At 66.1% G+C, this 24,642-nt stretch carries 20 protein-coding genes; 15 read left to right on the forward strand and 5 right to left on the reverse strand.

All coding sequences use genetic code 11. From position 1 onward, the window contains the following. Positions 1-2: 2 nt before the first annotated feature. Complete coding sequence (locus ACFXKN_RS17530; protein ID WP_378951359.1) at positions 3-614, reverse strand: flavodoxin family protein; 612 nt, start codon at positions 612-614, stop codon at positions 3-5. 150 nt (positions 615-764) lie between these two features. On the opposite strand from ACFXKN_RS17530, the gene ACFXKN_RS17535 reads away from it, so the two are divergent. Then, positions 765-1,874: a glutamate--cysteine ligase gene (locus tag ACFXKN_RS17535; protein ID WP_378951354.1), complete on the forward strand. Its 1,110-nt coding sequence runs from the start codon at positions 765-767 to the stop codon at positions 1,872-1,874. A gap of 53 nt (positions 1,875-1,927) precedes the next feature. Here ACFXKN_RS17535 and ACFXKN_RS17540 read toward each other — a convergent pair whose 3' ends face one another. Next, positions 1,928-3,436, reverse strand: a complete 1,509-nt coding sequence (locus ACFXKN_RS17540) for an FAD-dependent oxidoreductase (RefSeq protein WP_378951350.1) — start codon at positions 3,434-3,436, stop codon at positions 1,928-1,930. A gap of 439 nt (positions 3,437-3,875) precedes the next feature. Here ACFXKN_RS17540 and ACFXKN_RS17545 point away from each other — a divergent pair, with 439 nt between their 5' ends. The 8 genes from ACFXKN_RS17545 to ACFXKN_RS17580 all read left to right on the forward strand — a co-directional run bounded on the left by ACFXKN_RS17545 (position 3,876) and on the right by ACFXKN_RS17580 (position 14,466). Continuing rightward, a complete protein-coding gene (locus tag ACFXKN_RS17545; protein WP_379433369.1) occupies positions 3,876-4,043 on the forward strand; it encodes a thiomuracin/GE37468 family thiazolyl RiPP peptide in 168 nt (55 codons plus the stop codon). Positions 4,044-4,214: 171 nt separating this feature from the next. Then, positions 4,215-6,857: a lantibiotic dehydratase gene (locus ACFXKN_RS17550; RefSeq protein WP_378951343.1), complete on the forward strand. Its 2,643-nt coding sequence runs from the start codon at positions 4,215-4,217 to the stop codon at positions 6,855-6,857. Continuing rightward, positions 6,854-7,855, forward strand: coding sequence for a thiopeptide-type bacteriocin biosynthesis protein (locus ACFXKN_RS17555; protein ID WP_378951338.1), 1,002 nt, complete (start codon positions 6,854-6,856; stop codon positions 7,853-7,855). Before ACFXKN_RS17550 ends, ACFXKN_RS17555 begins: the two co-directional genes overlap by 4 nt. Beyond that, positions 7,852-8,961 (forward strand): thiopeptide maturation pyridine synthase, encoded by a 1,110-nt coding sequence (locus ACFXKN_RS17560; protein WP_378951335.1) that lies wholly within the window; start codon positions 7,852-7,854, stop codon positions 8,959-8,961. Before ACFXKN_RS17555 ends, ACFXKN_RS17560 begins: the two co-directional genes overlap by 4 nt. Then, complete coding sequence (locus ACFXKN_RS17565) at positions 8,958-10,391, forward strand: SagB family peptide dehydrogenase (RefSeq protein ID WP_379433370.1); 1,434 nt, start codon at positions 8,958-8,960, stop codon at positions 10,389-10,391. The genes ACFXKN_RS17560 and ACFXKN_RS17565 overlap by 4 nt, the downstream gene beginning before the upstream one ends. Further along, entirely contained in the window at positions 10,388-12,169 is a 1,782-nt protein-coding gene (locus ACFXKN_RS17570; RefSeq protein ID WP_379433371.1) for a YcaO-like family protein, read from the forward strand. Before ACFXKN_RS17565 ends, ACFXKN_RS17570 begins: the two co-directional genes overlap by 4 nt. After that, positions 12,166-14,085 (forward strand): TOMM precursor leader peptide-binding protein, encoded by a 1,920-nt coding sequence (locus tag ACFXKN_RS17575; protein ID WP_379433372.1) that lies wholly within the window; start codon positions 12,166-12,168, stop codon positions 14,083-14,085. The genes ACFXKN_RS17570 and ACFXKN_RS17575 overlap by 4 nt, the downstream gene beginning before the upstream one ends. A gap of 18 nt (positions 14,086-14,103) precedes the next feature. Beyond that, positions 14,104-14,466: a hypothetical protein gene (locus tag ACFXKN_RS17580; protein ID WP_379433373.1), complete on the forward strand. Its 363-nt coding sequence runs from the start codon at positions 14,104-14,106 to the stop codon at positions 14,464-14,466. A 128-nt stretch (positions 14,467-14,594) separates the two neighbouring features. Here the strand turns inward: ACFXKN_RS17580 and ACFXKN_RS17585 are convergent, their stop codons facing one another. Next, positions 14,595-15,875: a cytochrome P450 gene (locus tag ACFXKN_RS17585; RefSeq protein ID WP_379433374.1), complete on the reverse strand. Its 1,281-nt coding sequence runs from the start codon at positions 15,873-15,875 to the stop codon at positions 14,595-14,597. Positions 15,876-15,919: 44 nt separating this feature from the next. Between ACFXKN_RS17585 and ACFXKN_RS17590 the strand changes: the two genes are divergently transcribed. Then, on the forward strand, positions 15,920-16,297 hold the full coding sequence (locus tag ACFXKN_RS17590) for a hypothetical protein (RefSeq protein ID WP_379433375.1): 378 nt from the start codon (positions 15,920-15,922) through the stop codon (positions 16,295-16,297). 383 nt (positions 16,298-16,680) lie between these two features. Here the strand turns inward: ACFXKN_RS17590 and ACFXKN_RS17595 are convergent, their stop codons facing one another. Both ACFXKN_RS17595 and ACFXKN_RS17600 read right to left on the reverse strand, forming a co-directional pair. Beyond that, positions 16,681-16,965 (reverse strand): GlsB/YeaQ/YmgE family stress response membrane protein, encoded by a 285-nt coding sequence (locus ACFXKN_RS17595; protein WP_378626799.1) that lies wholly within the window; start codon positions 16,963-16,965, stop codon positions 16,681-16,683. Between the two features lie 127 nt (positions 16,966-17,092). After that, entirely contained in the window at positions 17,093-17,683 is a 591-nt protein-coding gene (locus tag ACFXKN_RS17600; RefSeq protein ID WP_379433376.1) for a MarR family winged helix-turn-helix transcriptional regulator, read from the reverse strand. Between the two features lie 93 nt (positions 17,684-17,776). On the opposite strand from ACFXKN_RS17600, the gene ACFXKN_RS17605 reads away from it, so the two are divergent. The 5 genes from ACFXKN_RS17605 (at position 17,777) to ACFXKN_RS17625 (ending at position 24,634) form a co-directional block, all read left to right on the forward strand. Then, on the forward strand, positions 17,777-19,876 hold the full coding sequence (locus tag ACFXKN_RS17605; protein WP_379433422.1) for an MMPL family transporter: 2,100 nt from the start codon (positions 17,777-17,779) through the stop codon (positions 19,874-19,876). Positions 19,877-20,648: 772 nt separating this feature from the next. Further along, positions 20,649-21,476, forward strand: coding sequence for an MlaE family ABC transporter permease (locus ACFXKN_RS17610; RefSeq protein ID WP_378952032.1), 828 nt, complete (start codon positions 20,649-20,651; stop codon positions 21,474-21,476). Continuing rightward, positions 21,476-22,330, forward strand: a complete 855-nt coding sequence (locus ACFXKN_RS17615) for an ABC transporter permease (protein WP_379433377.1) — start codon at positions 21,476-21,478, stop codon at positions 22,328-22,330. The genes ACFXKN_RS17610 and ACFXKN_RS17615 overlap by 1 nt, the downstream gene beginning before the upstream one ends. 1 nt (position 22,331) lies before the next feature. Next, positions 22,332-23,597, forward strand: a complete 1,266-nt coding sequence (locus ACFXKN_RS17620) for an MlaD family protein (protein WP_378951304.1) — start codon at positions 22,332-22,334, stop codon at positions 23,595-23,597. Then, the gene (locus tag ACFXKN_RS17625) at positions 23,594-24,634 is read left to right on the forward strand and encodes an MCE family protein (RefSeq protein ID WP_378951301.1); all 1,041 of its coding nucleotides are present in this window, start codon (positions 23,594-23,596) and stop codon (positions 24,632-24,634) included. Before ACFXKN_RS17620 ends, ACFXKN_RS17625 begins: the two co-directional genes overlap by 4 nt. Positions 24,635-24,642 lie beyond the last annotated feature (8 nt).

A 24,642-nucleotide genomic window follows, 5' to 3' on the forward strand; every position in this document is an offset into this window, starting at 1 on the left:
GCTCAGCTCGTCGGATAGTTCTGCGCGCGCAGCAGTCCGGCGAGGTGGGCGGCATTGCGGGCCATGGTTGTGGTGGTTTCGCGCACGGCGTCCGGGGTCGCGGGCAGGTCGTTGTAGTCGACGCTGCCCATCGCCTCACCGTTCCAATAGGTGCAACCGTGCGCGGGGATGGTGAATCCGATGTCGTCGAGCGCCTGGAAGGTGTCGGCGGCGATCTTGTGCGCACCGTCCTCGTTGCCGACGATCGCGGCGATGCCCACCTTGCCGAACATCGCGGGTCTGCCCGCGTCGTCGGTGCTGGACAGTTCGGCGTCGAGCCGCTCGAGGACCCGCTGCGCGATCGAGGACAGATGTCCCATCCAGGTGGGGGTCGCGAGCAGGACGATGTCGGCGTCGAGGACGCGGCGCCGGATCTGGGGCCATTGGTCGCCGTCGCCCTCGTCGGTGCTGATACCGGGGCGGACGTCGAAATCGGCGATCCGCACCGACTCGCCCTCGACGTCGTGGGTGGCCAGCTCGGCCAGCACCTGATCGGCGATGAGCGCACTGCTCGACGCGGCGGGTGACTGCTTGAGCGTGCAGACCAGCGCGATGGCGCGTAAGGGAGCGGTCATCGGAGATCCTTTCGAGAGGGAACAACCTGACGATGTCGACCTGCCAGCCGAATGCCCGCACTCGGTTCAGGTAATCAACGGGTGGTCGAGTCGATTGCGGGGTGCGTGCCGGGGTATTACCCCGGCACGCTCGCGTGAAGGAGGCAGGCGGTGGGCAGTCACGACGACGTACTCACGGTCGGCGTCGAAGAGGAATTCCTGTTGACCGATCCAGGTACCGGCGCACCGGCGCCGAAGAACACCCAGGTCGCCGCGGCGGCGCGCCAGATCGGCATCGATCTGCACTTGGAGCTCACGAGCTGCCAGGTGGAGACCAGCAGCAGTGTGCACCGCGATATCGGCGAGCTGTTGACCGAGCTGCTCACTTCCCGCCGCCGGGTCGCGGCATGCGCGGCCGACCACGATGCGCGCCTACTCGCGGTGGCCGTCCCGCCGACGGTGCCAGAGGGCTATCCGGTCACCGATACCCCGCGCTACCAGCGGATCGCGCACACCTTCGGGATGCTCGCCCACGAGCAGGGGCTGTGCGGCTGCCACGTGCATGTCGGCATCCCCGATCGCGAGACCGCGGTGTTGGTGAGCAACCATGTGCGGCCCTGGCTGCCGGTCCTGCTGGCCATGACCGCGAACTCGGCGATCTACCGCGGCAGTGAGACCGGGTACGCGAGCTGGCGCAGCATTCTCTGGCGTCGCTGGCCCAGTGCGGGACCGCCACCGTATTTCGGCTCGCTCGGCGACTACGATTCGATCGTGGCCATGATGCGGGCCAGCGGCAGCATCCTCGACAACAAGATGGTGTATTGGGATGTCCGTCCGTCGGAGTCGTTCCCGACGGTCGAGATCCGGGTCGGCGACATTCCCGCCACCGCCGAGGAATCGGCGCTGCTGGCTGCCCTGATCCGCGGAATCGTCGGGACCGGTCTGCGGTCTATCGCACGGCAGGAAGCCGCGCCCGCGGTGTCGGGGGAGTTGCTGCGCGCCGCGTACTGGAACGCCGCGCACTCGGGCCTGGACGGCAACGGTCTCGACCTGGTCGACGGCCTCGTCGTGCCGCAACACGAGCTGCTGGGGCGCCTTGTCGAGCACGTCGAGCCTGCCCTCCGCGAGTGTGGTGACCACACCTTCGTCAACACCGCGATCGCCGCGCTGTACGCACGCGGGAACGGCGCGCGGCGACAGGTGCGGGCACTGCGCGCACGAGGCGAGATCGCCGATGTGGTCGCCGAACTGGGCCGGGCGACGCTCGAGGGCTGCGGCTGACGGCAGCGCGGTTTTCGGCCGGCAGCGGACGCGGGCGACGGGCCGGCCGCTGGTCAGAGGCGAGCCGTACTGGGCCGAACGCTGTGTGGCAGGCGGCCACACCGAACATCGAACCGCTCGTGCACCGTATCGAGGGTGTGACGCAGGTGCGCACGCTCGCGCCGATGGGTGAGCGCGAACCGCGTTGCCGCCACCATGCGGTGTGGCAACGGATACCAGCGATCGAGGTCGAGTCCGCAATCGCGAAACGCTGCGCTCGGAACGCTGTCGTAGATGAGGCCGACGTTGTATTGAGTGAGGGTGAACATCGTGTAGGGGAGCGCGGCCTTGGACTTGCGCAATAGGTCCGGCACGTCGAGTTCATAGAGCGGGGTGTCGACGATTCGGTCCAGAAACAGTAGGTGGGTCAGGAAATAGCCGATCAGCGAGGTCAGGTACAACGTGGCAGAGCGCGGCTGAATCGATAAGATCGCTCCGCTGCTGGACACATACGGCTCATAGGGGTGTTCTTGCCGCATCACGTAACCGGTGCAGTTCACTATCCAACTACCGCGCGGAATGGTTTTCTCAGCACCGCTGCGGAACACCAAGCGTGTCTCATCGTGGTCGTCGACAGCATCGACGAGGTAGTCCATGACGATTTCGTGCAATCCTGCGGCAATCGCCGAATTCTCCGTTTCCGACAGTAAGCCGAACAGGAAGCTACTGGTTTCCGGGGTCACCCAGGTGCCATACGTCGCGCGATGCCAGTCCCACACGTCGGTCTCGTTGGTCCCGTCGAATCGGCGGGTGACTTCCCGGAGGAGTTCGCTGGGCAGCTCGCCCGCCCACCACCTGCGGGGACCGGTGGGGAAGAACCGCTCGCGGCTGTGGAAGAAAGTCCCGGATCCGGCGACAAGATCGACCTCGCGGCCGGGGTAGGACGTGATGAGTTCGTGGGCGGTGTCCATGGCGGTTTTGCCCCCACCGATGACCCACACCGGAGCATCGCTGGTTCGCATCTCGTGGCCGCGCAGATCGCAGAAATCAGGCGACACCGATCGGACGCGCGTGCTGGAGATATCGAGCGCGTCGTTCGGGGCGATTCGGAGCCCGTAGGCCTTGATCAGTCGTTTTGCCTCGACGGCCACTGATTTTCCGTCGGCGGACTCGCAGATGATCCGCACGAGGCCACCGGTTTCTTCGTGCGAGATCATGGTCCAGCCGAGGAGTTCATCGACCTGCACGCGCTGTTCGATCGTGTCGAGACAGTGCCTGAAGTGGTCGAGCACCTCGGATTTGGCCGCCAGGTAGGAACGATCCCGACCGGTAGTCCATGGGATGTTGCCTACGGTGAACATGGGGTGAGGCTGGTGCAATCGCACGTAGGGATAGGTCTGTGTCCACATTCCCCCGACCTGTTCCCTGCTGTCGACCAAGACAGCCTTCTGGTCGCCGGCGAGGTACTGGCTGGCAACGCTCAACGCGTTCAGTCCAGCCGCGCCCGCTCCCACGATGCAGACGTCGCATGTCTTCGTCGCACCGTCAGGAGTGATTCTCTCGGGTTGTTGTAGCCGGGACATGGGGTGGCCCTTTCATCGCAGCATGCCGAATTCGTCTCTCGACTCGGTCTCTGGCAGTTCTGCGTGATCGATCAGGATAGTCGGCTCCTTGTTTCGCCTCAACCACACTCCTGCGGCAAATGCGTTGCAACCTAGTGGAGCTGATCCGGCGGCGGGACGAGCATTAGCGTAAAGACCTGCAGGTCAGCCCCACGAAGGGGTAATAGCTGCAGTATTGCCAGTGTTCGGATGCGCCGAGTAGAATTTGGCTGGTGCTGAGAAGTTGGGTTCCGTCCACGGCGGGATGAGGAAGCTCTGCTTGTTCGGAATCGCGTGCGTTCGCATCGAATAAATGTCGCTGATCATGTTTGCCAACAGAATTGCTCGGCGACTCATTGGGATGTGGCACACGCGGGTTTATGTGGCGGTATACCTGCGAGGCGCTGAGGAGGTGAGAACAATGAGTTTGAACATTGACGGCCTGCCGATGGAAATCCGGGAGCTCGATGTCGACGATCTCGAAGTCGAGTCGTTGACCGCAGGTCTCGGTATGAGCGAGGGAACGCCAGTCAGCTGCGCCCCCTGCTCCTGTAGTTTCTTCTTCGGCAGCTGTTGCTGCTCGGCGTAGGAGAAATCAGTCAATCGAATGTAGAGCATTGATTCCAATCGGGAGGAATCAATGCTCTGTACATTGGGTTGCCGCGTGCGATTGCTCCGACGCGCTGACCCCGGGAAAGCGAGGCGGACCGGCGAGGCCCGCGCTCCCGTGCACCCTTGGGCCGAGGCAGGAGGTGGATTCGTGAGCTGCGCATCGGATGCGGAATCGGAACTCCTGCTTCGACGGGTCGGATCGCCGCCTGTCGTGCGTCTCGGCGGCCTGCCTGCGGCCGCGCTCGCCGAATTGCATTTCGACGACACATACCTCGCTCTGGACGAGGTTCGACGCCTCGACCATGAGCTGAGTCGCACCGCACTACGGCTCACGGATGATTTGCACGAAATCGTCGGCGCGCTGGGCGAAGGGCATGCGGACAAGCCCGCCCTGATCGGCCTGCGCCGAGCGATTCACAATGGTCGGATACCGGGTCCTCGCGAGTGGAACGACCGAATCCGCGCACTCGTGCCGATCGGCTCGGCCGCCGCCGTCGTGGACTGGCTCGAAGGCAGGAACGACCGCGATCGCGCATTCGGGGAATTGTCCGAGACACTCGACCGCGAGTTCCAGCAGAAGACCGAAGCGCTGCGAAAAGTGTGCGCGGAGTTCGATTTCCGCTCGGGTGTCGCGGTGAGTAGCCCGTCGTTGTCGGAGGAGCTGGAACGCTGGCTGGCCGAGCCGGACCGGCACCCGCGCCGGGCGAAGATTTCCCGGCTGGTCAAATACGTCGATCGCGCCGCGGCGAAGACGAGCCTGTTCAGCTCGCTCGGTGTGGTCGGCCTGGCGGCGTGGTGTGACGATGCGCGAGCACACTATTCGTCCCGAGTCGGCATCGTGACCGATCTCGACGAGCGGATCATCGACCAATTCGTCGACGCACTGACGGCCCAGCCGCAGCTTCGCGAACACGCCGTGGTCACCGCTGATCCCAGCGCACGCATCGAGGATTCGAAGGTGGTCTTTCTCTGCTGCGACCGCAAGGATTTCGCGGAGTCGATCCGTTCGATGCGGGCCGGTCCGGCCGTGCGGGCATGCCTGCGATTGCTCTCGGCAACGGCGATGACCATCGGAGATCTGACCACTGAAATGGTCGGCGTCACCGGTCACGACCGGGAAACCGTGGCCCGATACCTCGACAAGCTGATCGGCACAGGCCTGCTGACAGTTGTTTCCCCCGCGTCCGACACCGCCGCCAATCCGGCGGCGGCACTGCTCGATTGGCTGATCGGGCAGCCCGTCGATCCCGGCCTCACCGACGATCTGGCCCAGCTGGCGGCATTGATCGACGAACCGGCGGCGCGGCCGGACATCGCACAGCAGCGCTCACGCCACGCCGAGTTGCAGGCCACCATCGAACGGCTCGAGCGACGGCTCGACCTCCCGGCCGTTGACCCGCGGGGCGCGCACTTCCCCTTCCACGAAACGGGCGTTCTGCTCGAGCCGGTAGTCGTTTCGTCGGGTGCCGAATGGCAGCGGCCACTGGCCGATCTCGCGCTGATTCGCCAGCTGGTTCGGCTGCTGGACCCGACAGTCATGATGGAGGCCGCGGCCACCGAGACCTTTCTCGCGCACTACGGGCCGAACGCCCGGGTGCCGTTCCTCGACTTCCATCGCTCGGTGAGCCAGGCCATGGGTCCGACCGGGGATTCCGACGCGTTCGCCCGCATCGCGGCGGCGTTGCGGGGGAGCCCGCAGGAGTGGGCAGGCCAGTCGGCCGCATGGCGTCAGCCTCGGCTCATGCGCTTGCAAGAGATCAGGGCGCGCTTCTGCGCGGTACTGGGGGCACCGGTGGGCGACGACGGAATCGTCCGCATAGCAGCCGAGAGTATCGCCGGGCTCGTCGACGAGTTGAGCACGCTCGTGCGCCCTGCCCGCTCGTCCGCCTGTTACGTCCAGCCGCGGCAGGACGGCGATCGGATGGAGTTGGTCCTCAATGAACTGCATTCCGGATTCGGACGCAATCGCTCACGGATTCATCATTTGATCGCCCGAGCGGGCGGAGCCCCTGCCGAGATGGTCACCGAGACGATGGACGAGAACGAGGAAGTTCTCGCCGAACTCGGCGGCACTTTCGGGGTGGCGTTCAACCGGCGAACCATGATCGCGCCGGTGGTGATCCACTGTCCCGGTTCGCGGCCCGGCCCCGCGGGCCGGTTGCCACTGTCGGACCTCGTCGTGGTGTACGACGCAGCCGACGATCGCGTCGAGTTACGTTCGACCGCGTTGGACCGGCGCGTCCTGCCAGTGCACAACGGCATGATGGCGGCACCCATGCTGCCGCCCTCGGCGGCGACCCTGACCTTCGTCTTCGGCGGTAACCACATGATCCGGATGTCGGCGCTGTCGACGGCCGAATCGTTGCGGGGCCACCCGCTCCGGGTCGGTGACGCGCGCAAGTTTTCCCGGGTCGTGGTGGGGTCGGTGGTCGTCTTTCGGGCGTGCTGGGTCGTGGATGGGGACCGGATCCCTCGACCTGGAAAGGGCGAGACGGAGGCCGGGTTTCTGCTGCGGTTGCGCGACTGGGTGGCCGGCAACGACATCCCGGAGCGAACTTTCGTCCGGGTCGGGCCGAACGCGTTGGACATCTGGATGAAGAATCGCAAGCCGATCTTTCTCGACCTGCGCAACGTCTTCGCGACGTCGGATTTCGTCCGGCGGCTGCCCGACGGCGCCGAGATCGTGTTCGAGGAGGCGTTGCCCGATCCCGTCGACGTCGGCACGGCCGACTCGGATGCGCGGGTGGCCGAGTACATCATCGAACTCAATACGGGGATGTCCGCGTCGTGAGGGACCCCGAGCAGTCGGCACCGGCCGTCGCATCGTCGCCGTGGGACAGCGTCCACGTGTTCTTCCACGGCGATCACGATCGACTACTCACCGAATTCGTGGCTCCGCTGGTGGACGATCTGACCGCCGAGCACGCCATCGAAGGATGGTTCTTCCTGCGCTATTGGGAGGGTGGACCGCACATCCGGCTGCGCCTGCTGCCCGCATCGAACGCAGCGGGTGACCTGCTGCGCACGACCGTGACGCAGCGCGCCGAATCGTATCTGCGCGCACACCCCTCGGACAGTTCGTGGACCGACGCGTTCTATCGGCGGACCGCGGAATTTCTCGCCCGCCAAGAGGGGATGGCGTCCCACTTCGACCACTTGTCTCCGAACAACTCGGTGGCATGGATCCCGTACGAGCGCGAGTTCCACCGGTACGGCCGTGGCAGCGCCATCGAGGCCGTCGAGCGGCACTTCTGTGATTCGAGCGGGCTCGCCGTCGATGTGATCCGGGCAGGCACGACGAAACCACAGCGGCTGACGACATGCTTCATCGCGGTCGTCCTGGCCTGGCTGTCGGCCCCTGCGGCGACCGACCGCGCACCGGATCGGCTGGGTCCGCTCGCGGCGATAGTCCCCCACGCCGAGGCCCATTTCGCCGATCGTTACGCCGAGCAGCGCCCCCAGTTCATCGATCTGGCGGGTCGGCTCGAGGCGCAGGCCCGTTCATCGGTCTCCGAGCCGATGCTGGAGCCGTGGTGGAGTTCGATCACCCGTCTGCGCGGTGACTACGAGCGGATAAGTCGAACGGCACCCGACACCCTGCCGTACGCCGACCGGCCCGGGTCGACGGAATTCGAGCAAACGACGCTGCTGCCCACGCTGGACCTGTGCGCGCACCTGTTCTGCAACCGCCTCGGGCTGGCGATGCACGAAGAGACCTTCGTTCGCTACCTGGCCGCGCACGCTCTCGCCGATGCCAGGGCCGATGTCCGGGGCGGAGTCGTGACATGACGGAATCTGTGTGGCGCTCAATGCATGTCGCCTACTATGCGGCCAACCCGGACGCCCTCCTCCATGACGTCGTCGCACCGCTGTTCGACGAGATCGGCGTCCCGGCCTATTTCGTTCGGCACTGGCGACGCGGCCCGCACCTGCGCCTGAATTTCCGCACCGACGCCGACACCTTCACCACCGTCATCGCGCCGCGTGTGCGGGAGGTCGTCGGCGCGCACCTGGCACGGTATCCCTCGCGCAAACAACTCGCGCCACAGCAGCTTCTGCCGTTGCATCGCCGCTATGCCGAAATCGATGGCGACACCGGACAACTCGTGCCCTGGTATGCCGACAACACGATCCACGACGCACTCTATGAGCGCCCGGTCATCGGATTCACGGGCGAATCCGCGGCGGCGTTCAGCGAGAAATTCTATTGCGATACCAACAGCCTGGTGTTCGACACAGTCGAGCGCGTCGGTCTCGGCCAGACCAGGCTCGGCCTGCTGTTCGACATCTGGATCGCGACCGCGCACGCGCTGGCCGGAGAGATCGAACACGGTTGGCTGTCCTACCGCTCGCACGCGGACTACTTCCGCCACCGCGGCCCCGACCCGGTGAGCCGGCTGCGCGGCTGGGACGAACGCTACGCCGGCCAGAAGGACGAATTCGGCTCCAGGGCAACCGCGGTGGCGGCGGCCATCGATGCCGACCGACCGGGTTCGGCCCGCGAGTGGGTAGATCTCATGCGGCCCGTCCGCGAGCGCGCACGGACGCTCGTCGACCAAGGTCTCCTCACTTTCCCGGGCGCGCGGTTCGACGAGGCGACGGCGCCGGACATGCGGTTTCGATTGTCAGAGCGCGAGCTCAGCCCGTTTCATCGCGCTCTGGTCGGTAATGACGAATGGTCGGCGTTCAGCCGCACCCCGGAGTTCCTCACCTACCGAGTGGTTCTCACCCTCACCTACGCGCACGCGTCCAGAGTCGGCATCACCCTGCTCGACAGGTACTTCCTGTGCCATCTGGCGGCGAAAACGATGGAAGACAAATATGGCGTCGAAGGTGCGGATCTGGCCGCGGGACTCCTCGCGCGAAATCTTCAACTGAACGGGGGATCTCGATGAGCCCGTCGACCGCCATCGAGGAATTCTGCACGGTCCGCCCGGCTGTCGCCAGCCTGACCGCCCGCGACGGACGCGTGGTGCTGATGGCGTGGCCGCGCACTGAATACCTCGGCGCGCTCACTCCCGCACAGCGCGACGTGCTGCGCCTGCTCGCCGAAGAGCCGCGCCGCCTGGTCGATCTGAGCGCCGACGACGACGTGCGTGAGTTGGTGCGAACACTGGGCCGAAACGGCTGGCTGTCGACGACGCTGTATTGGGAAGGGCGGCCGCTGTACACGATTGCGCCATTCGGCGCGCCGCCGGAGCGACCGACCTCGATATCGAACACGCCGGTGCTGTCGAAGTTCACGATAATGCGCCGTCACCACGGTGATCTGGTGCTGGAGAATCCGCGGTCGTGGTGCGACATCCGCGTGCACGCCCATCCGATACTCGCCATGGTGAGCGGGCTGCTGACGCCGTCCTCGACGGAATATCCCCCGGTCGTGGTCGAGCGCGTACTCGCCGACCTGCAATGGTCCGGATGCCTGATCCCCGGTCCGGAGGTCGAGAACGAGCGGCTCGCCGAGCGCCAATGGAGCGCCCACGAGCTGTGGTTTCACCACCGGACGCGGCTGACCGATCGCGGCTGGACCTGGGAGGGCTACGCCGGAACCGACTGGGCGAAAGGCATTTTCGCGCCGCTGCCGGCCCGGCACGATCCGTATCCCAGCGAACCCATCGCCCTGTTCGTGCCCGATCTCGACTGCCTGCGCGAGACCGACATTCCGCTCACCGTCGCCATCGAAGACCGCTACTCGTGCCGGTATTTCGACGACGCGAAGCCGATGACCGTCGATCAGCTCGCCGAGCTGCTGTACCGCTGCGTGCGCACCAGGCGGGTGATCGAGGCCGAGGGCCGGGAAATCCAATCGCGACCGTACCCGTCCGGCGGGAGTATGTACGAGCTCGAGTTCTATCCGGTGGTGCGTCGAGTGGACGGGCTGGAATCGGCCATGTACCACTACGACACGGTCGACCATGTCCTGCGCAAGGTCGCCGATGTCGACAGTCCTGCGGTGAAACGCCTGCTCTTCGCCGCGTCACGCACCCAGGTCGACGAGCAAGAACCACAGGTACTCATCGTGATCGCAGCCCGCGTCGGCAGGCTGATGTGGCGGTACGAGCAGATCCCGTACTCGCTCATCCTGAAACACGTCGGCACCTGCACGCAGACCCTGTATCTCGTCGCGACAGCCATGGGGCTCGGCGCGGTCGCCCTCGGGGCGGGGGATTCCGTGGCCTTCACCGAAGCGACCGGCACCGATGACCTGGAGGAATGCAGTGTGGGTGACTTCGTGGTCGGCTCCAGCTCACCGCGCGGCCGCGAACTGGCCAACCGGTATCCGAGACCGAACGCGCCCACCGCCCCGGTCGACCGATCGTCATGAACGATCCCATTCTGCGTCTGCGCGAGGATGCCTATTGGGTCGCCGACGACACCGGTATCACCGCGTTGACGCATCGCGGGTTCTCCACCCTGACGATGTCGGGTGCGGACCGATGGCTCGAGCGTCTCGCCCCCTACCTCGACGGGCAGCATTCGATGAACGAGTTTCTCGCCTCGGCCCCCGAGGACGCGCGGGAATTCATCGAGCGGTTGCTCCGCAAGCTGATCGATCGAGGTCTGGTCGGGGCGCTCGACGCGCACCCACTTGCCGACACACCCGAGGTGAGTCTGATCGGCTACTTCCGGCCCGACGCCGCAACCATTGTCGACACCTGGCGGCGCCGCCGCACCACCGTCGTCGGCCGCCGGCGCCTCGCCGATGCGATCGCCACTGCCTGTGGCCGGGCCGGGATGTGCGATGTCGTGCGCGCACCCGAGGCGATCCCGAACACCGGCCAGGTGGTGCAGGTGGCGGCGTCGTCCGACGTCGATTCCCTCCAGCTGGTCGAAAGTGGTTGCACTGTCCGGGGTCTGCCGTTGCTGCAGATTGTGCTGGACGGTTCGGTCGCGTGGATCGCACCGCCCGCGCTGCCGTTCAGCTCGGCGCGTCCGAGAATATGGGCGCGATCGCAACCGGCCGTCGACCCGGCCGAACCAGCCGAAACGGTCTTGGCCAACCATGTCACGCAGCTGCTGCTGCACTACGACCGGACCGATCGGCACCCCGTTCAGCTCACTCGCTTCGACGCGCCCGACCTGGCTTTCAGCACCCACCGTTGCGTGCCCGCCCCGCTCAGCGCGCCCGCGCGGGTCGAATCGGAGGGCGAATTCGACCGGCGCTTCCGGGCCTTGATCGGTGCGGAACCCCGGTCCGCCGAACAGTTTTCGCGCGCCGCGGCAGTGCTGACCGACGGGTACATCGGCGTGTTCGACAAGGTCGAGGAGGCCGATTTGGTGCAGTCCCCACTGCGCGTCGCGCAGACGACCGTCACGCTGCCCGGGCGACGGCAACGAGTCTGCGGTGTCAGTATCGACGCGGCCCAGGCCAGGTACGCAGCCGCTACGGAAGCGATCCGGTGCTACAGCAGCCTGGTGGTCGACTCACGCAGGCTTGTCCGAGGTTCGATGGTCCGCGCGTTCGATCTGGTTACCGAGCGCCCGACACTGCTGCGAGCAACCCTCGCGTTCGCCTCCGCGGACGGCACGGACCGGTATCGCGCGCCGACCGGTCTCGGCGCCGCACTGGACCTGACCGACGCGATCGACGCGGGATTGATCGACCACTGCCGACGGCGAACAGTCACGGAATCGAGGACGGCGACACACCCTTTTCCGCGCATCGATCCGGCCGACAGCCGCGACGACGTCGTCGGCTATTGCCGCACTATGCTCGTCGCCATCGGCTGCCAGGTAGAGGTCTTCGACGTGACCGGCTCGCTCGGCGTACCCACCTACGCGGTCCTGCTCGACGGTGCGACGGTCGCCTACGGGTGCGGCACGGACAATGACGCCGCGCTGCGCGACGGCATGCTGGCGGCTCTGGCCGCGTGGCAGAGTCGGCATGCCGGCCAATCCGAGTACGCGCCCGCCACCGTCGCCGAATTGCCTGGGGGAGTACGCGGCGACGCCGAGCCGATGGCCGATCGTGATCCACTACAGCGCCGAAATCTGGTGGACGCCTTGATGATCGGTGGGTACACCGTGGTCGCCGCGATGCTCGACCACGATTCGCAGGTGCACGACGTGCTACCCGTCGTCCAGGTGAGAGTGACCCGATGACCTCCTCGTCCACGACCGACACTGGGATCGCTGTCACCGGCACGGGCCGATTGGCCGACGCGGTGCGCGTGCCCGTGGAGCTCGTCGACGACCGGTCGACACAGCTGGAGATCACGGTGTCGGACGCATGGCCGGTTCCGGCCGAACCACCGGTCCGCCCACGCATCGATGTGCACACCGAACTCGGCCGCGTTGTCATCGGACCGTACGAACGGCCCGGTATACCCGGCTGCGCCCAGTGTGTGCGGTGGCGCCGAGGGCACGCACGGCAGGCACCGCGGCAGTTCGATCAGATAGTCGAGAACAACCGCGACCTGCTCGCCGCCCGCCCCTCGGCCTGGCTCACCGCGCTCGCCGCGGCGACTGTCGGCGCGATCACGACCGACGAAGTGCGCAGGCTCGGCCGCGGCGAGCCGCCACGCACCGACGGCGCGATCCTGCTCGTCGACCTCGCCGACCTCACCGTCTCCAGGCACCGGTATCTGCCCGACCCACGGTGTCCCGCCTGCGGGCAGTTGCCGGACGACAGCGCCGAGGCGGCCCGGATCGCGTTCACACCGCAGCGCAAGCTCGCCCCCGATGTTGCCCGCATCCGATCGATCGAAGACGACCTCGATATGTTGGAGGACACCTTCATCGACCCCGAAACGGGGTTCATCCCCCACATCGACCGTGGCACCCTGGGCGGAATGATCGTGGTGTCGGCGCCGTTCCGGGTTCCGGACGGCAACCTCGTCGAGATCGGCGGCGGACGCAGCCGCAGCTATCGCGCCAGCGAGCTCGTGGCGATCCTGGAAGCGCTCGAGCGGCTCGGCGGTGCCCGGCCCGGCGGCAAACGGACGACCGTGCGGGCCAGCCTCGCCGATTTGCGTGGTCAAGCTGCCCTCGATCCGCGCACCGTCGGCCTGCACCCCGAATCGAGTTATGCCACCGCGGGATTCCTCTTCCGGCGCTTCACCGAACGCGAGGTCTGCCATTGGGTGTGGGGCTATTCGCTCACCCGCGAATCGCCGGTTCTGGTTCCCGAGACCCTTGTCTACTACCGTCTGGACCAGCGAACGCCCACCGGCCGCGGCTTCTGTTACGAGATCTCCAACGGCTGTGCGCTCGGCTCCGGCCTGGCGGAGGCGATCCTGCACGGTGTACTCGAGGTCGCCGAGCGCGACGCGTTTCTGCTCACCTGGTATGCCCGCCTCCCGGTCGCGCGGTTCGATCTCGACAGCGCGCGCGACACCGAGGTGCGCCTGACCGCCGCGGCGATCGAGGCACAGACCGGATTCCGGGTAGCCGCCTTCGATACGACCATGGAGACCGGAATCCCGAGTGTGTGGGCGCTCGCGCTCAACCCGGCCGGAGTGTGGCCCGCGGCGACGTGCGCCGCCGGATCGAGCCTGGATCCGCAACGCGCCGTTCTCAACGCACTGCGGGAACTCGGTCCGACCGTGGAACAACATCTCGCCCGCCCCCCGGCGGACGAGCAGCGGGCCGCGCGGATGGTCGACGACCCGACGATGGTCATCACGATGGACGACCATTCGTTGCTCTACGCCCATCCAGCAGCGTTGGAGCGATTCGCCTTCCTGACCGGAGCTACCGAAACGCGGGCGGTGCCGTCGCTGATCGACCCTGCCTTTCGACACGATGATCTCGTCGATGATCTGCGGTGCGTGCTCGACCGTTTCACGCGGGCCGGACTGGAAGTCATCGTCGTGGACCAGACCACGCTGGAACACCGCGCGGCCGGGCTCGCCTGCGTGAAAGTCCTGGTGCCCGGCGCGATCCCGATGACGTTCGGGTACTCGCATCGCCGCATCGACGGACTCGACCGACTTCTCGACGTTCCCTACAAGCTCGGCTACACGCGTCACCGATCGACGTATGACGACCTCAACCCGCACCCCCATCCGTTTCCGTAAGTCACGCGAGGAGTTCCGATGCATGTGGCGATAGTCGCGTGGAAGCTCCGTCAGCTGAAGGACCGCGAGGTGACCTTCGCAGAGCTTCGTGAATGGGTGCGAACCAAAGCAGCTGCGGACTACGCCGCGCTGCCCGGCGTCCGGCTCAAGACCTGGTTCTCCGATGAGCGGCGGGCAATCTGGGGCGCGGTCTATCTCGTCGACTCCCCGTCCGACCTGAGGCTGGACAAACTGCCCCGGCTACCCGACGGCCGCACCGGACCGGTCGGCACACCCCCGCACGTAGTCGACTGGTTCGACGTAGAAGCGAGCGTCTTCGGTCCGGCGGATCCCTGGGAATTGCCGTTACTCGGCCGGGTGCACGACCCGAACGGGACCTGACGACGGCGTGCGCCGAACTCGCCGCGTCGAGCCTGTCCCGAAGCTCGCTGCTCGAGCAGGCCTCCCGGAACTCGGGGCGCCTCTGGTCGTCACAGCCAGTTTGCGTTTCGTTGTGGGTGGTGCGCGTGTCAGCTGACCAGAATCGGTGCCCCGTCGGACGGCACATGCGTGATATTGCGGACCCGGCCCCGCGTCGTCGCGGCCGCGGGCAGTGACAGGACGTGGCGGCGCAGGATCTCTTGGAGCACCGTCGCACCCTCCATCAGCGCGAATCCCGCTCCGATGCACCGGCGCACCCCACCGCCGAACGGCAGCCAGGTATTCGGCGCCACGCTGCCGTCGAGGAAGCGGCCGGGCCGGAACACCGCGTCCGGGAAGGCCTCGGGCCGCTTGTGTGCGAGCAGGATCGAGGTCGCGACGACGGTTTCAGCGGGCAGGTCGTGGCCACCGATCATCATGTCGCGGGTGAGCTTTCGCACGACCCCTCCGATGACCCAGTGGTAGCGCAGTGCTTCCTTCATCACCGCTTCGAGGTAAACGGTGTCGCCGTCGAGCGCGGCTCGGCGGGCGAGGTCCTGCTCGGCGGGGTCGGCGGCCAGTTCGCGTAGCGCCCACGACAGTGCGGCCGAGGTCGTCTCGTGCCCGGCGGCGAGCAGGGTGACCAACTGATCGCGGAGTTCGTCAGCGGTGAGCGGGGTGTCGTCGCCGCTGCCCGCTGACATCAGTCGCGACAGCACATCAGCGCTCGGGGCGTCGCTGCCAGTGCGGCGCTGCTCGATCTCGGCGTAGAGGTGGGCGTCCAGACGGGCCCGGTCGTGGTGGAACCGCTTCCAGGGTCCGCGGTTTTGTAGGGCCGGGTAGCGGGAACCGAGCAGGGTGAGCGGGGCGATGTCGGTAACGCGGCGCATGGGTGGACCGAGTAGGTCGCGGCGGCGCGGATCGGCGACACCGAGGACCACCTCGCCGATGACATCGAGGGTGATTCCGGTCATCGCGTCCAGGCTGCGGACCGTCGACCCAGCCCGCCAGGTCTCCACGTGGGTGGCGGCGATCTGCTCGATCATCTTGCGATAACCGGTCAGAGCGGGCGCGGTGAAGGCGGGCATCAGCAGGCGGCGGGCACGAGCGTGCTCGGCCTCGTCGGTGATGAGCACCGAATGATCGCCGAGCAGCGGGCGCAGGATGCCGTTGCTCTCGCCGGCATGCAGGTCGGTGGGGGAGGCGGCGAAGATCTCGCGGACGTGTTCGGGGCGGGTGAACACGACCAGATGCCGGGCGTACGGCGGCACCATGCGCAGGGTGAAGGTGTCGCCGTAACGGCGAGCGGTGGCGGTCATGAACCGCTCCCGCGCTTGCAGATACCGAATCGTCTGCGCGATCGCGGGTAGTCGGGGGCCGGGCGGATACATGGCGACGGTCCTCTCGTAGACACCGCACTCCACGGTAGCCCCGGTTGCTCGGGCCGGGCGTCGATCTGGAAATCCACGTGTTCGCTGCCGCGCGGGCAGCGCGTCAGAATGGCATTCTGTCTGAATTGTTAGTCTCCGTAGATGATTTCAGCACGGCAGGGCTTCCCGGCGCTGGCGGGGGCCGCGTTGATCTGTTCGATGGTGGCGTGTTCCGGCGAGAACACCGCCGCGGCTTCGCTGCGCACGTCCGCGCCGCCCACCACCACGACGGCCAGACCGACGCAGACCGATGGCAGTTCGTGGCCGATGGCATGAAGATCGACCTGGCGCGCGCGACGATCACCGTCACCGACGATCCGAAACACCCCGAATTCCGTGCGGTGACCTGGACGGTGAACGAATACTGGGGCGCTATCTACTGATTCGGCCGCTATCGGTCAGCGGGCTGCGCGCATGGCGTGCTCTCCCCAGTGCACCGAAAAATCGTTCGCGCACTATCAACGCTGCCGGATAGCCTGGTGCGACCTGCGGATGAGCTCTGGGGAGGAGCGAAACGATGTGGAACTGGGGAAGATCCGTCGCAGAACAAGCGACTGCTGCCGCATGGACGACATGGCCGCCGACCGATACACCACCTACCGTCGTGGACCCTCCGACGTGGGGTCAGTCGGTCGACGAGGCCGGTGGGGAAGCAAGATCACGATCTGCTGCTGGGAGTGGTCACGGGTGACTTGTTGCGAACAAGCATTATGCCTGTTGGATAGGTTGAACGGAACGTCGACGAACGACCACTGAAGTGTTCGGCTCAGGCGACAGGCGGGTGTTTACGGGCGCCCATCGATTCGGCCGCGAACAGCAGCACCACCGCGGCGATGACCGCGAGTACGAAGCCCCAGAAGTTGAGTTCGGTGATGGAGCCGACGCCGATCAGGCTGGCGATCACGCCCGCGATCAGAGCCGCGGCCATGCCTAGCACGAGTGTCATGCCCATGCTCATGTTCTCCTTGCCCGGCTTCAGCACTCTGGCGAGCACGCCGACCACCGCGCCGATGATCAAGAATCCACAGATCTGAACAATCGCGTTCCACATCGCTCGAACCTCCACGTTGTGCCGATGGCCGGGGAGTGCCGGTTATGTTCGATCATTTCCCCCAATCGCCTGGAGAACCAGTGTCGTGTCCTCGGCGTTGTCGAAGCGTGTCCGCGCCGACGCCAGATCATCCATCGGTGATGGCCGCCGTGGGTGAGTCCGGCTCAGTACCCTGTCTCGACATCATGGCGCCGGTCCCTGACACGCCTACGGAGTGCCCCGACGCAGGTAGCTCGGCGTAGAACTCGCGCAGGGCGGCCGTGACGCCGACGAGCACGCGGTGGGCGGCTGTCAGGTCGGCATCGGGCAGGGCGGCCAGTGCGGCGCGGGTGCGCGAACTGAGCGGTCCGAAGAATCCGGAGGCGACCGACATGCCCTGGTCGGTATAGCTCAGATTGACCCGCCGTCGATCCGTAGGGTCTGGCACGCGTTCGAGGTGCCCGGATTCGATCATGCGCTCGACCAGGTAGGTGATGGCCGGTGCGGAGACGCCCATCAACTTGCTCAACTGGCCCGAACTCATCGGCGAGCCCTCGGCGTCGGCTGTCGCGACATGCATCAGGGCCCGGAAATCGTTCGGGCGCAGGTCGTTCGATTGCGCGAAGACATGACCGATCTGTTCGGAGATCGCGGTCAACGCACGCAGATCCCGAGCTATATCGGTCTCCAACTCCGACCGGCCGACGGCTGGTTCGGTGTCGGCGGTGTCGTCACCCACGCGCGATCTCCTCTCTTTGCCCGACGGAGAGCTTAGCTGCCGAAGCCGCCGTCATTGCCGAATGCTTAAGTTTCTGAAATAGTTTTCCGCGTGATGCGAGTGAACAGCGGATGGGACCGCTTCGCCGGGCTGGTCACCGGTCGGCGATCGTGGGCGGTGCTGCTGGTTGTCGTCGCGGCCGCCATGGCCGTCATGGCGCTGGCGGGCAGCAACGACAGCGCGGGTCAGGCGCCGGTGTCGTTGCCGCATTCGGCGGAGTCCGCCTCGGCTGCCGAGCTCGCCGCACGGTTTCCCGATGCCGAGACGGCCGCCGCGATCATGGTGGCGACGCGCATCGACGACGACACGCTGACACCCGGCGATCTCACGGCGGTGGACGCGGCGCTCACCCGCGCCGGCGTGCCGTCGACCGGCGGCACCCGGGTGATCCTCGCTCCCGACGGGCGCGCCGCGCTCGCCCAGATTCCGGTGTCCGCGCAGCTCAACGGCTTTGCGCTCACCGACCGGATCGGCGAACTGCGCACCGCGGTCACCACCGATCTACCCGATCCGCTGCGCATACAGATCACCGGCGGCCCGGCTTTCGGCGCCGACATCGCCGACTCCTTCTCCGGCGCGAACGCGCTGTTGCTGATCGTCACCGCGCTCGTGGTGATGGCCTTGCTCATCGTCACCTATCGCTCGCCGGTGTTGTGGCTGGTGCCGTTGACCGTGGTCGGCCTCGCCGACCGTGTCGCCACCAGCGTCGGCACGCTGTTGGCCGAGCTCACCGGACTCGCTTTCGACGGTTCGACTTCGGGCATCACCAGCGTTCTGGTCTTCGGGGCGGGCACGAATTACGCGCTGCTGCTGGTGTCGCGCTACCGCGACGAACTGCATCGCCACACCGACCATCGAGTGGCGTTGCGTGCCGCGGTGCGTCATGCCGCGCCCGCCATCGTCGCCAGCAATGTCACCGTCGTCCTCGCCCTGCTGACACTGTTGCTCGCCCTGCTGCCCAACACCCGCAGCCTCGGCGCGTTCGCCGCAGCCGGACTCCTGGTGGCGCTGGTCTTCGTGCTCGCCGCGTTGCCGCCCGCGCTGGCACTGTGCGGGCGGCGGGTCTTCTGGCCGTTCGTGCCCCGCGCGGACGGTCGCGACGCGGCCGAGCAGGGCATCTGGGCGGTCGTCGCGAAGCGGGTGGTGCGACGTCCCGCCATCGTCGCCGGTGCGGCTTCGGCGGTTCTGATCGTCTTCGCGACCGGGCTCGCGGCCACCGACATCGGGCTCTCGCAAACCGCGCAGTTCCGGGTCGAGGCGGAGTCGGTCGACGGGCTGGAGACGATGGCCGAACACTTCCCGTCCGGCTCTTCGGATCCGGCCGTGGTGATCGCGCGGAGCGCGACCGCAGGTCAGACGCAGTCGGCATTCGATGGCGTGCAGGGCATTTCGCGCGCGACCATCACCGGCACATCCGAGGACGGTTCGACACGGTGGTCGGTCGTTCTGGACGCGGCGCCGGGCTCGCCGGAAGCGTTCACCACCATCGCGGCGATCAGGTCGGCGGTCGGCGCGGTCCCCGGCGCCGAGGCCCTCGTAGGCGGTTCCGACGCCGAAGCGCTCGACATCCGAGACGCTGCTCGCCGAGACCAGGCGCTGGTCATTCCGCTGATCCTCGCCGTCGTGCTGCTGGTGCTGCTGGCATTACTGCGCGCGGTGCCTGCCGCCGTATTGCTCGTCGGCGTCACGGTACTCAGCGCGCTCGCCGCGCTCGGTGCGGGCAGCTGGATCAGCGGCACGGTTTTCGGCTTCCCCGCACTGGACACGAACGTGCCGTTGTTCGGCTTCCTGTTCCTGGTCGCACTGGGTGTGGATTACACGATCTTCCTGGTCACCAGGGCGCGCGAGGAGGCGGGTACGCACGGCACCACCCAGGGGATGGTGCGTGCCGTCGCCTCGACCGGCGCCGTCATCACCAGCGCCGGTGTCGTCCTCGCCGCGGTGTTCTGTGTTCTCGGCGTGCTGCCGTTGATCACCCTGACCCAGCTGGGCATCGTGGTCGGGATCGGCATCCTGCTCGATACGTTCGTGGTGCGGACGTTGGTTGTCCCCGCGCTGTTCGCACTGCTCGGCGACAAGGTGTGGTGGCCGGCAACGCCCACGAAAGCTGTAGCGGCGCAGCCTGCTACGGCCGAAAACGCGGTCACGGATTGATCGTTGCGGCGCCGCGGCACGTACCTCTCGGAGGGCAGCGGCCGAACACGTGCCGACGCTGACCGGTTGTCGCCCTTCGCTCGGCCGGGTTCCGGTGCGCAAACACGGCGTCGCCGTCGTGCTGACCGAGCCGCTCCACACGGCGGTGTCGAACTCCCTTGCGACGGCGCTCGAGGTCACCGCTTGCCGCACTCTCTTGCGTGACTAACTGTAAGCAATACAGTATGCTTGCTCACGTCGCATCGGGCGGCTGCGAACGACCTACGCCGCCCGTCGGTCCGGGGCCGGCGCGGCAGGTGATGTCGAGCCTCAACTGTGAGAGCCGGTGGGCAAATGTTGGTCGTAGCGTGGCAGTCGGGAGAAGTGGGATGGTTCGCCTGAGTTCATATCGCGGATGGACCCCGTCCGCGCACCGGTGGTCACGACACGGATATCCCTGCGGCGCCGCGATCGGAGGGGTGTCCGACTTATCGGGCAGTCCATAAAACCTGAATTCCCTGCACATTATTTGCCGGTCGGAAATACGCGCCGACGCGGTAATAAAAGCTCGCCCATTTTCTGGGCGGGCATATTGTCATGCAATTATATCGATGGTCTGAATTGGCCCGCAAAATAGTTTCAGAATTCTGTTGACTAGACCCTGTGATGTCACGCACACTCGGGATGGAAAATAGGCGGTGTTACCTGAATGGAGACGCGCGAACCGATGGTTAACGATCCGGCAGCTGACAAGCGCCGCGAAAGGCGAGCGGTGGGCTCGGAGCGGTCTGCGATGCCGGCGAGCAGAGAAGTCGCCGCATGGTTTCGCGGTTATCTCGGCCGGCATCCCGGTGTTGCCATCGATACGGTCGGTGGCCAGTTCGTCCTCGGTGTTCGTACGGTGCAATATCTGATTGTCGATCTCTTTACCGGGAAGTTGGCCGTGCGGGAAACCCTCGCGCAGGGGGCTTTCATGGCTTCGGCGGCAGTGCTGCCGACAATCTTTGTCGCGCTGCCGATCGGGGTCACGCTCTCCATTCAGTTCGGGCTGCTGGCCGGGCAGGTCGGTGCCACCTCGTTGGCGGGGGCCGCCAGTGGCCTGGCGGTCATCCGGCAAGGCGCCCCGATGGTGGCGGCGCTGCTGATGGCCGCCGCGGTCGGGTCGGCTATCTGCGCCGACCTGGGATCACGGAAGATCCGGGAGGAATTGGACGCCATGGAGATCATGGGCGTCTCGGTGATCCGGCGGATGGTGGTTCCCCGGTTTCTGGCAGCGATCGTCATCGGTGTCTCGCTGACCGGGGTGGTGTGCTTCGTCGGTTTCGTGGCGGGCTATGCCTTCAATGTCTTCGCTCAGGACGGTGCGCCCGGGAGTTTCGTGGCGACGTTCGCCTCGTTCGCCACGGTCGGGGATCTGGTCTTGACCATGGTGAAGGCGGTGGTCTACGGCGCGATCGTGGCGGTGGTCGCCTGCCATAAGGGGTTGACGACCAAGGGTGGATCCGCAGGTGTCGCGAACTCGGTGAATTCAACCGTTGTCTCGTCGATCCTGTTGCTCATGATCGTCAATGTATTGTTCACCCAGCTGTTCATGATGCTGTTTCCCAGGCAGGGCTTGTAATGGCATCCAGCTATCATCCGTTCGGCACCAGGCTGGTGACGACGTATTCGAAAAAGCTCGGCGTTGTATTCATGCGACTCGGGCATATGCTCACCTTCTTCGTGCGCGCCGCCACATCGATTCCCGTGATGCTCCGCAATTATCGAGTCGAGTTCATGCGGACCCTGTCCGACATCGCGTGGGGAAACGGATCTATTGTCGTCGGCGGTGGCACGGCGGGCGTCATTATCATCCTGGGCGCGGCCGGTGGTGCGATTATCGGATTGGAAGGCTATAACGCCTTGCATCTGCTCGGTATGGAGCCCGCCATCGGACTGGTCGCCTCGACGGCCTCGACGCGCGAGCTGGCGCCGATCATGGCATCACTGGCCTTCGCGGCGCAGGCGGGCTGCCGGTTCACCGCACAACTGGGCTCGATGGGGATCTCGGAGGAGATCGACGCGATGGAGTCGATGGCGATCCGGTCCATTCCCTATCTGGTCAGCACCAAGTTGCTGGCGTCGGTGGTCGCGATCGTTCCGCTCTATCTACTCTGCCTGGCGGCCAACTACGTGGCTGTCGAAATGGTGGTCGGCATGTCGGGCGGGCTGTCGATCGGGACCTATCGCCACTACTTCCAGCTCGTCTTGAACGGCCCCGACATCATCTACTCACTGGGCAAAGCGATCGTCTTCGTACTGATCACCACCACGATCCAGTGTTACTACGGCTACTACGCCGCGGGCGGACCACAGGGCGTCGGCATCGCGGCAGGCCGCGCCATGCGTGCGGCGATCTCGGTGATGATCGTCGTCAATCTCATGCTGACCATTGCCATTTGGGGCATCGGGGCCAGCGCGCGGCTGGGAGGGTGAGATGTCGATATTGTTCGACACAGACGGACGCGGACCGTCGAAATGGTCACTGCTCTTGCGAGGGCTGGTCGCGTTCGCGCTGATCGTCGGTGGTCTCACGGTCGTCTACCTGAAATCGACCGGGTCCTTCGAAGAGAAGGCCGAGATCACCGCCCTGCTCGAGCAGGTGGGTGACGGCCTGCCGCCCAACTCGGACGTGAAGTTCCGTGGTGTGCTGGTGGGGACCGTCGCCGAAGTGACGCCATCGATCGACGGCGGCCGCAATCGGGCCAGACTCGAGCTCGAACCGCGTCTGCTGGTGAGCATTCCGGCCTCGGTGACCGCTCGGGTGGTCCCCAGCAACATCTTCGCGGTGTCGTCGGTGCAGTTGGTCGACAACGGTCCGGGGCGACCGCTGCGGGCAGGTGCCCAGATCCAGCAGGACACCAGTTTGTCGACGGTGCAATTGCAAACCGCCCTGACCAAGCTGCGAACGATCGTGGCGGCGACGGCGAGGATCAGCACGAGTGACACGGTGGGAGTGCTCGCCGCGGTCGCCAAGGCCACCGACCGGCGCGGCGCCGACCTCGTTCGAGCCGGTGCTCAGCTCGACCACATCACCAGGGAACTCGCTGCCCAGATCGCGCCGCCGGGTGAGCCGTCGACGATCACCGCGCTGACCGAATCGGTGCGGGGCTTGGCCTCGGCGGCACCGGATCTGCTCGATGTCCTGCATGCCGCGGTAGTCCCGATGCGAGCTGTTGTGGAGCAGGAAGCCGAGCTGCACGACCTGCTGACGGCAGGCACCGCGACATTGTCGACCGTCGACGGTGGATTGGACCGTCACGTCGACGAGATGGTGACGATCACCGATCAGCTGACGCCGGTCCTGGACGTGTTCGCCGCGGGCAGTTCGAGTTTCGGCCCCATCGTGGGCAGCATCAAGAATCTGTCGGACGTGTGGTTCGCCGAATTCTGGAACGAGGAGACCCAGAACGGGACCGGCAAATTCCAGATCAGGCTGACACCCGACACTCCGTACACGCGCGCGGACTGCCCCCGATACGGCGACCTCGCCGGGCCGAGCTGCGCGACGGCGCCGCTCACGACCTCGGCTGAGCCGCTGCCCGCCTCGCTGGACCCGCGCTCCGTTCCGAAACCCGTCCTGACCCCGGAGATGCAAGACCTCATCGGCCGGGTACTCGGCGGCGGCGCCAACAGCGCCGAACAGGTTCTGGCCCAACTACTCACCACCGGAGTCCCTGGAACAGGAGGTGCACCACGATGACCCAGCATCATCGCTCGGTGGCCGGGCTCAGCGCCTTTCTCGTCGTCGCGTTCGCCCTCATCTCGATGACCTTCGTGACCTTGAATCGCGGCATCGACGGCTCGACGAAGCCGTATTCGGCGATCTTCACCGACGCCACCGGTTTGCGGGTCGGCGACGACGTGCGGATGGCCGGGGTGCGCGTCGGACGTGTCGACGCGGTAGAACTCGACGGCACGCGCGCCCGGGTGCGCTTTCGCGTGCAAGATGCCCAGCGCCTCTACGGCGACACCATGGCCGCCATCACCTATCAGAATGTCATCGGACAGCGCTATCTCGGTCTGTCCCGTGACGAAATCAGTTCCGACACCGAACTCCCTGGTAATGGGGAGATCCCGGTGGAGCGCACCGAGCCTTCCTTCGATCTCTCGGCGCTGCTGAACGGATTCGAACCGCTGTTCAGTGGCCTCGATCCGCAGCAGGTCGACAATGTCACCGCCGCGCTCGTTCAAGCTCTGCAGGGGGATGCGGGCTCGTTGACGAGATTGATCGAGCAGATGTCCACGCTGGCACAGTCTCTGGCCGGTCCGGACCAGGTGCTCGGTGCGGTCATCACCAATCTCAACCAGGTCGTGCAGAACCTGGCGGGCCGACGGACCGAACTCGGCACGTTACTGAGCCGAACCCGGACCATCGTCGACGGGCTGGCCCGTCACCGCGACGAAATCATGACAACACTGACCGACGTGTCGGCGGTCGCGAACCGGATGGCGACCGTGGTCGCGCAGGACCGGCCCGCACTCGATCGGCTGCTGAGCCGAGAGCCGGGATTCACCCGGCATTTCGAGCAGAACAAGGACCAGTTCGCCTATCTGGGCTTCAACCTGCCCGCGCTGTTGAAGGGGATCGCCCGGGTCAGCCAGGAAGGCGCGAACCTCAATGTCTACCTCTGCAATCTCGGCTTCACGGCGATCCCCGCGCTCTCGGAATTGATCCCGGCGATCGTCAGCATGGCCACCCCGGCCGGAACCGTTCAGCAATCGCCGATCTGTAGGTGAGGCAATTC

The sequence above is a fragment of the Nocardia sp. NPDC059195 genome (genome assembly GCF_042754695.1).
In the GTDB taxonomy this organism is placed as follows: Bacteria; Actinomycetota; Actinomycetes; order Mycobacteriales; family Mycobacteriaceae; genus Nocardia.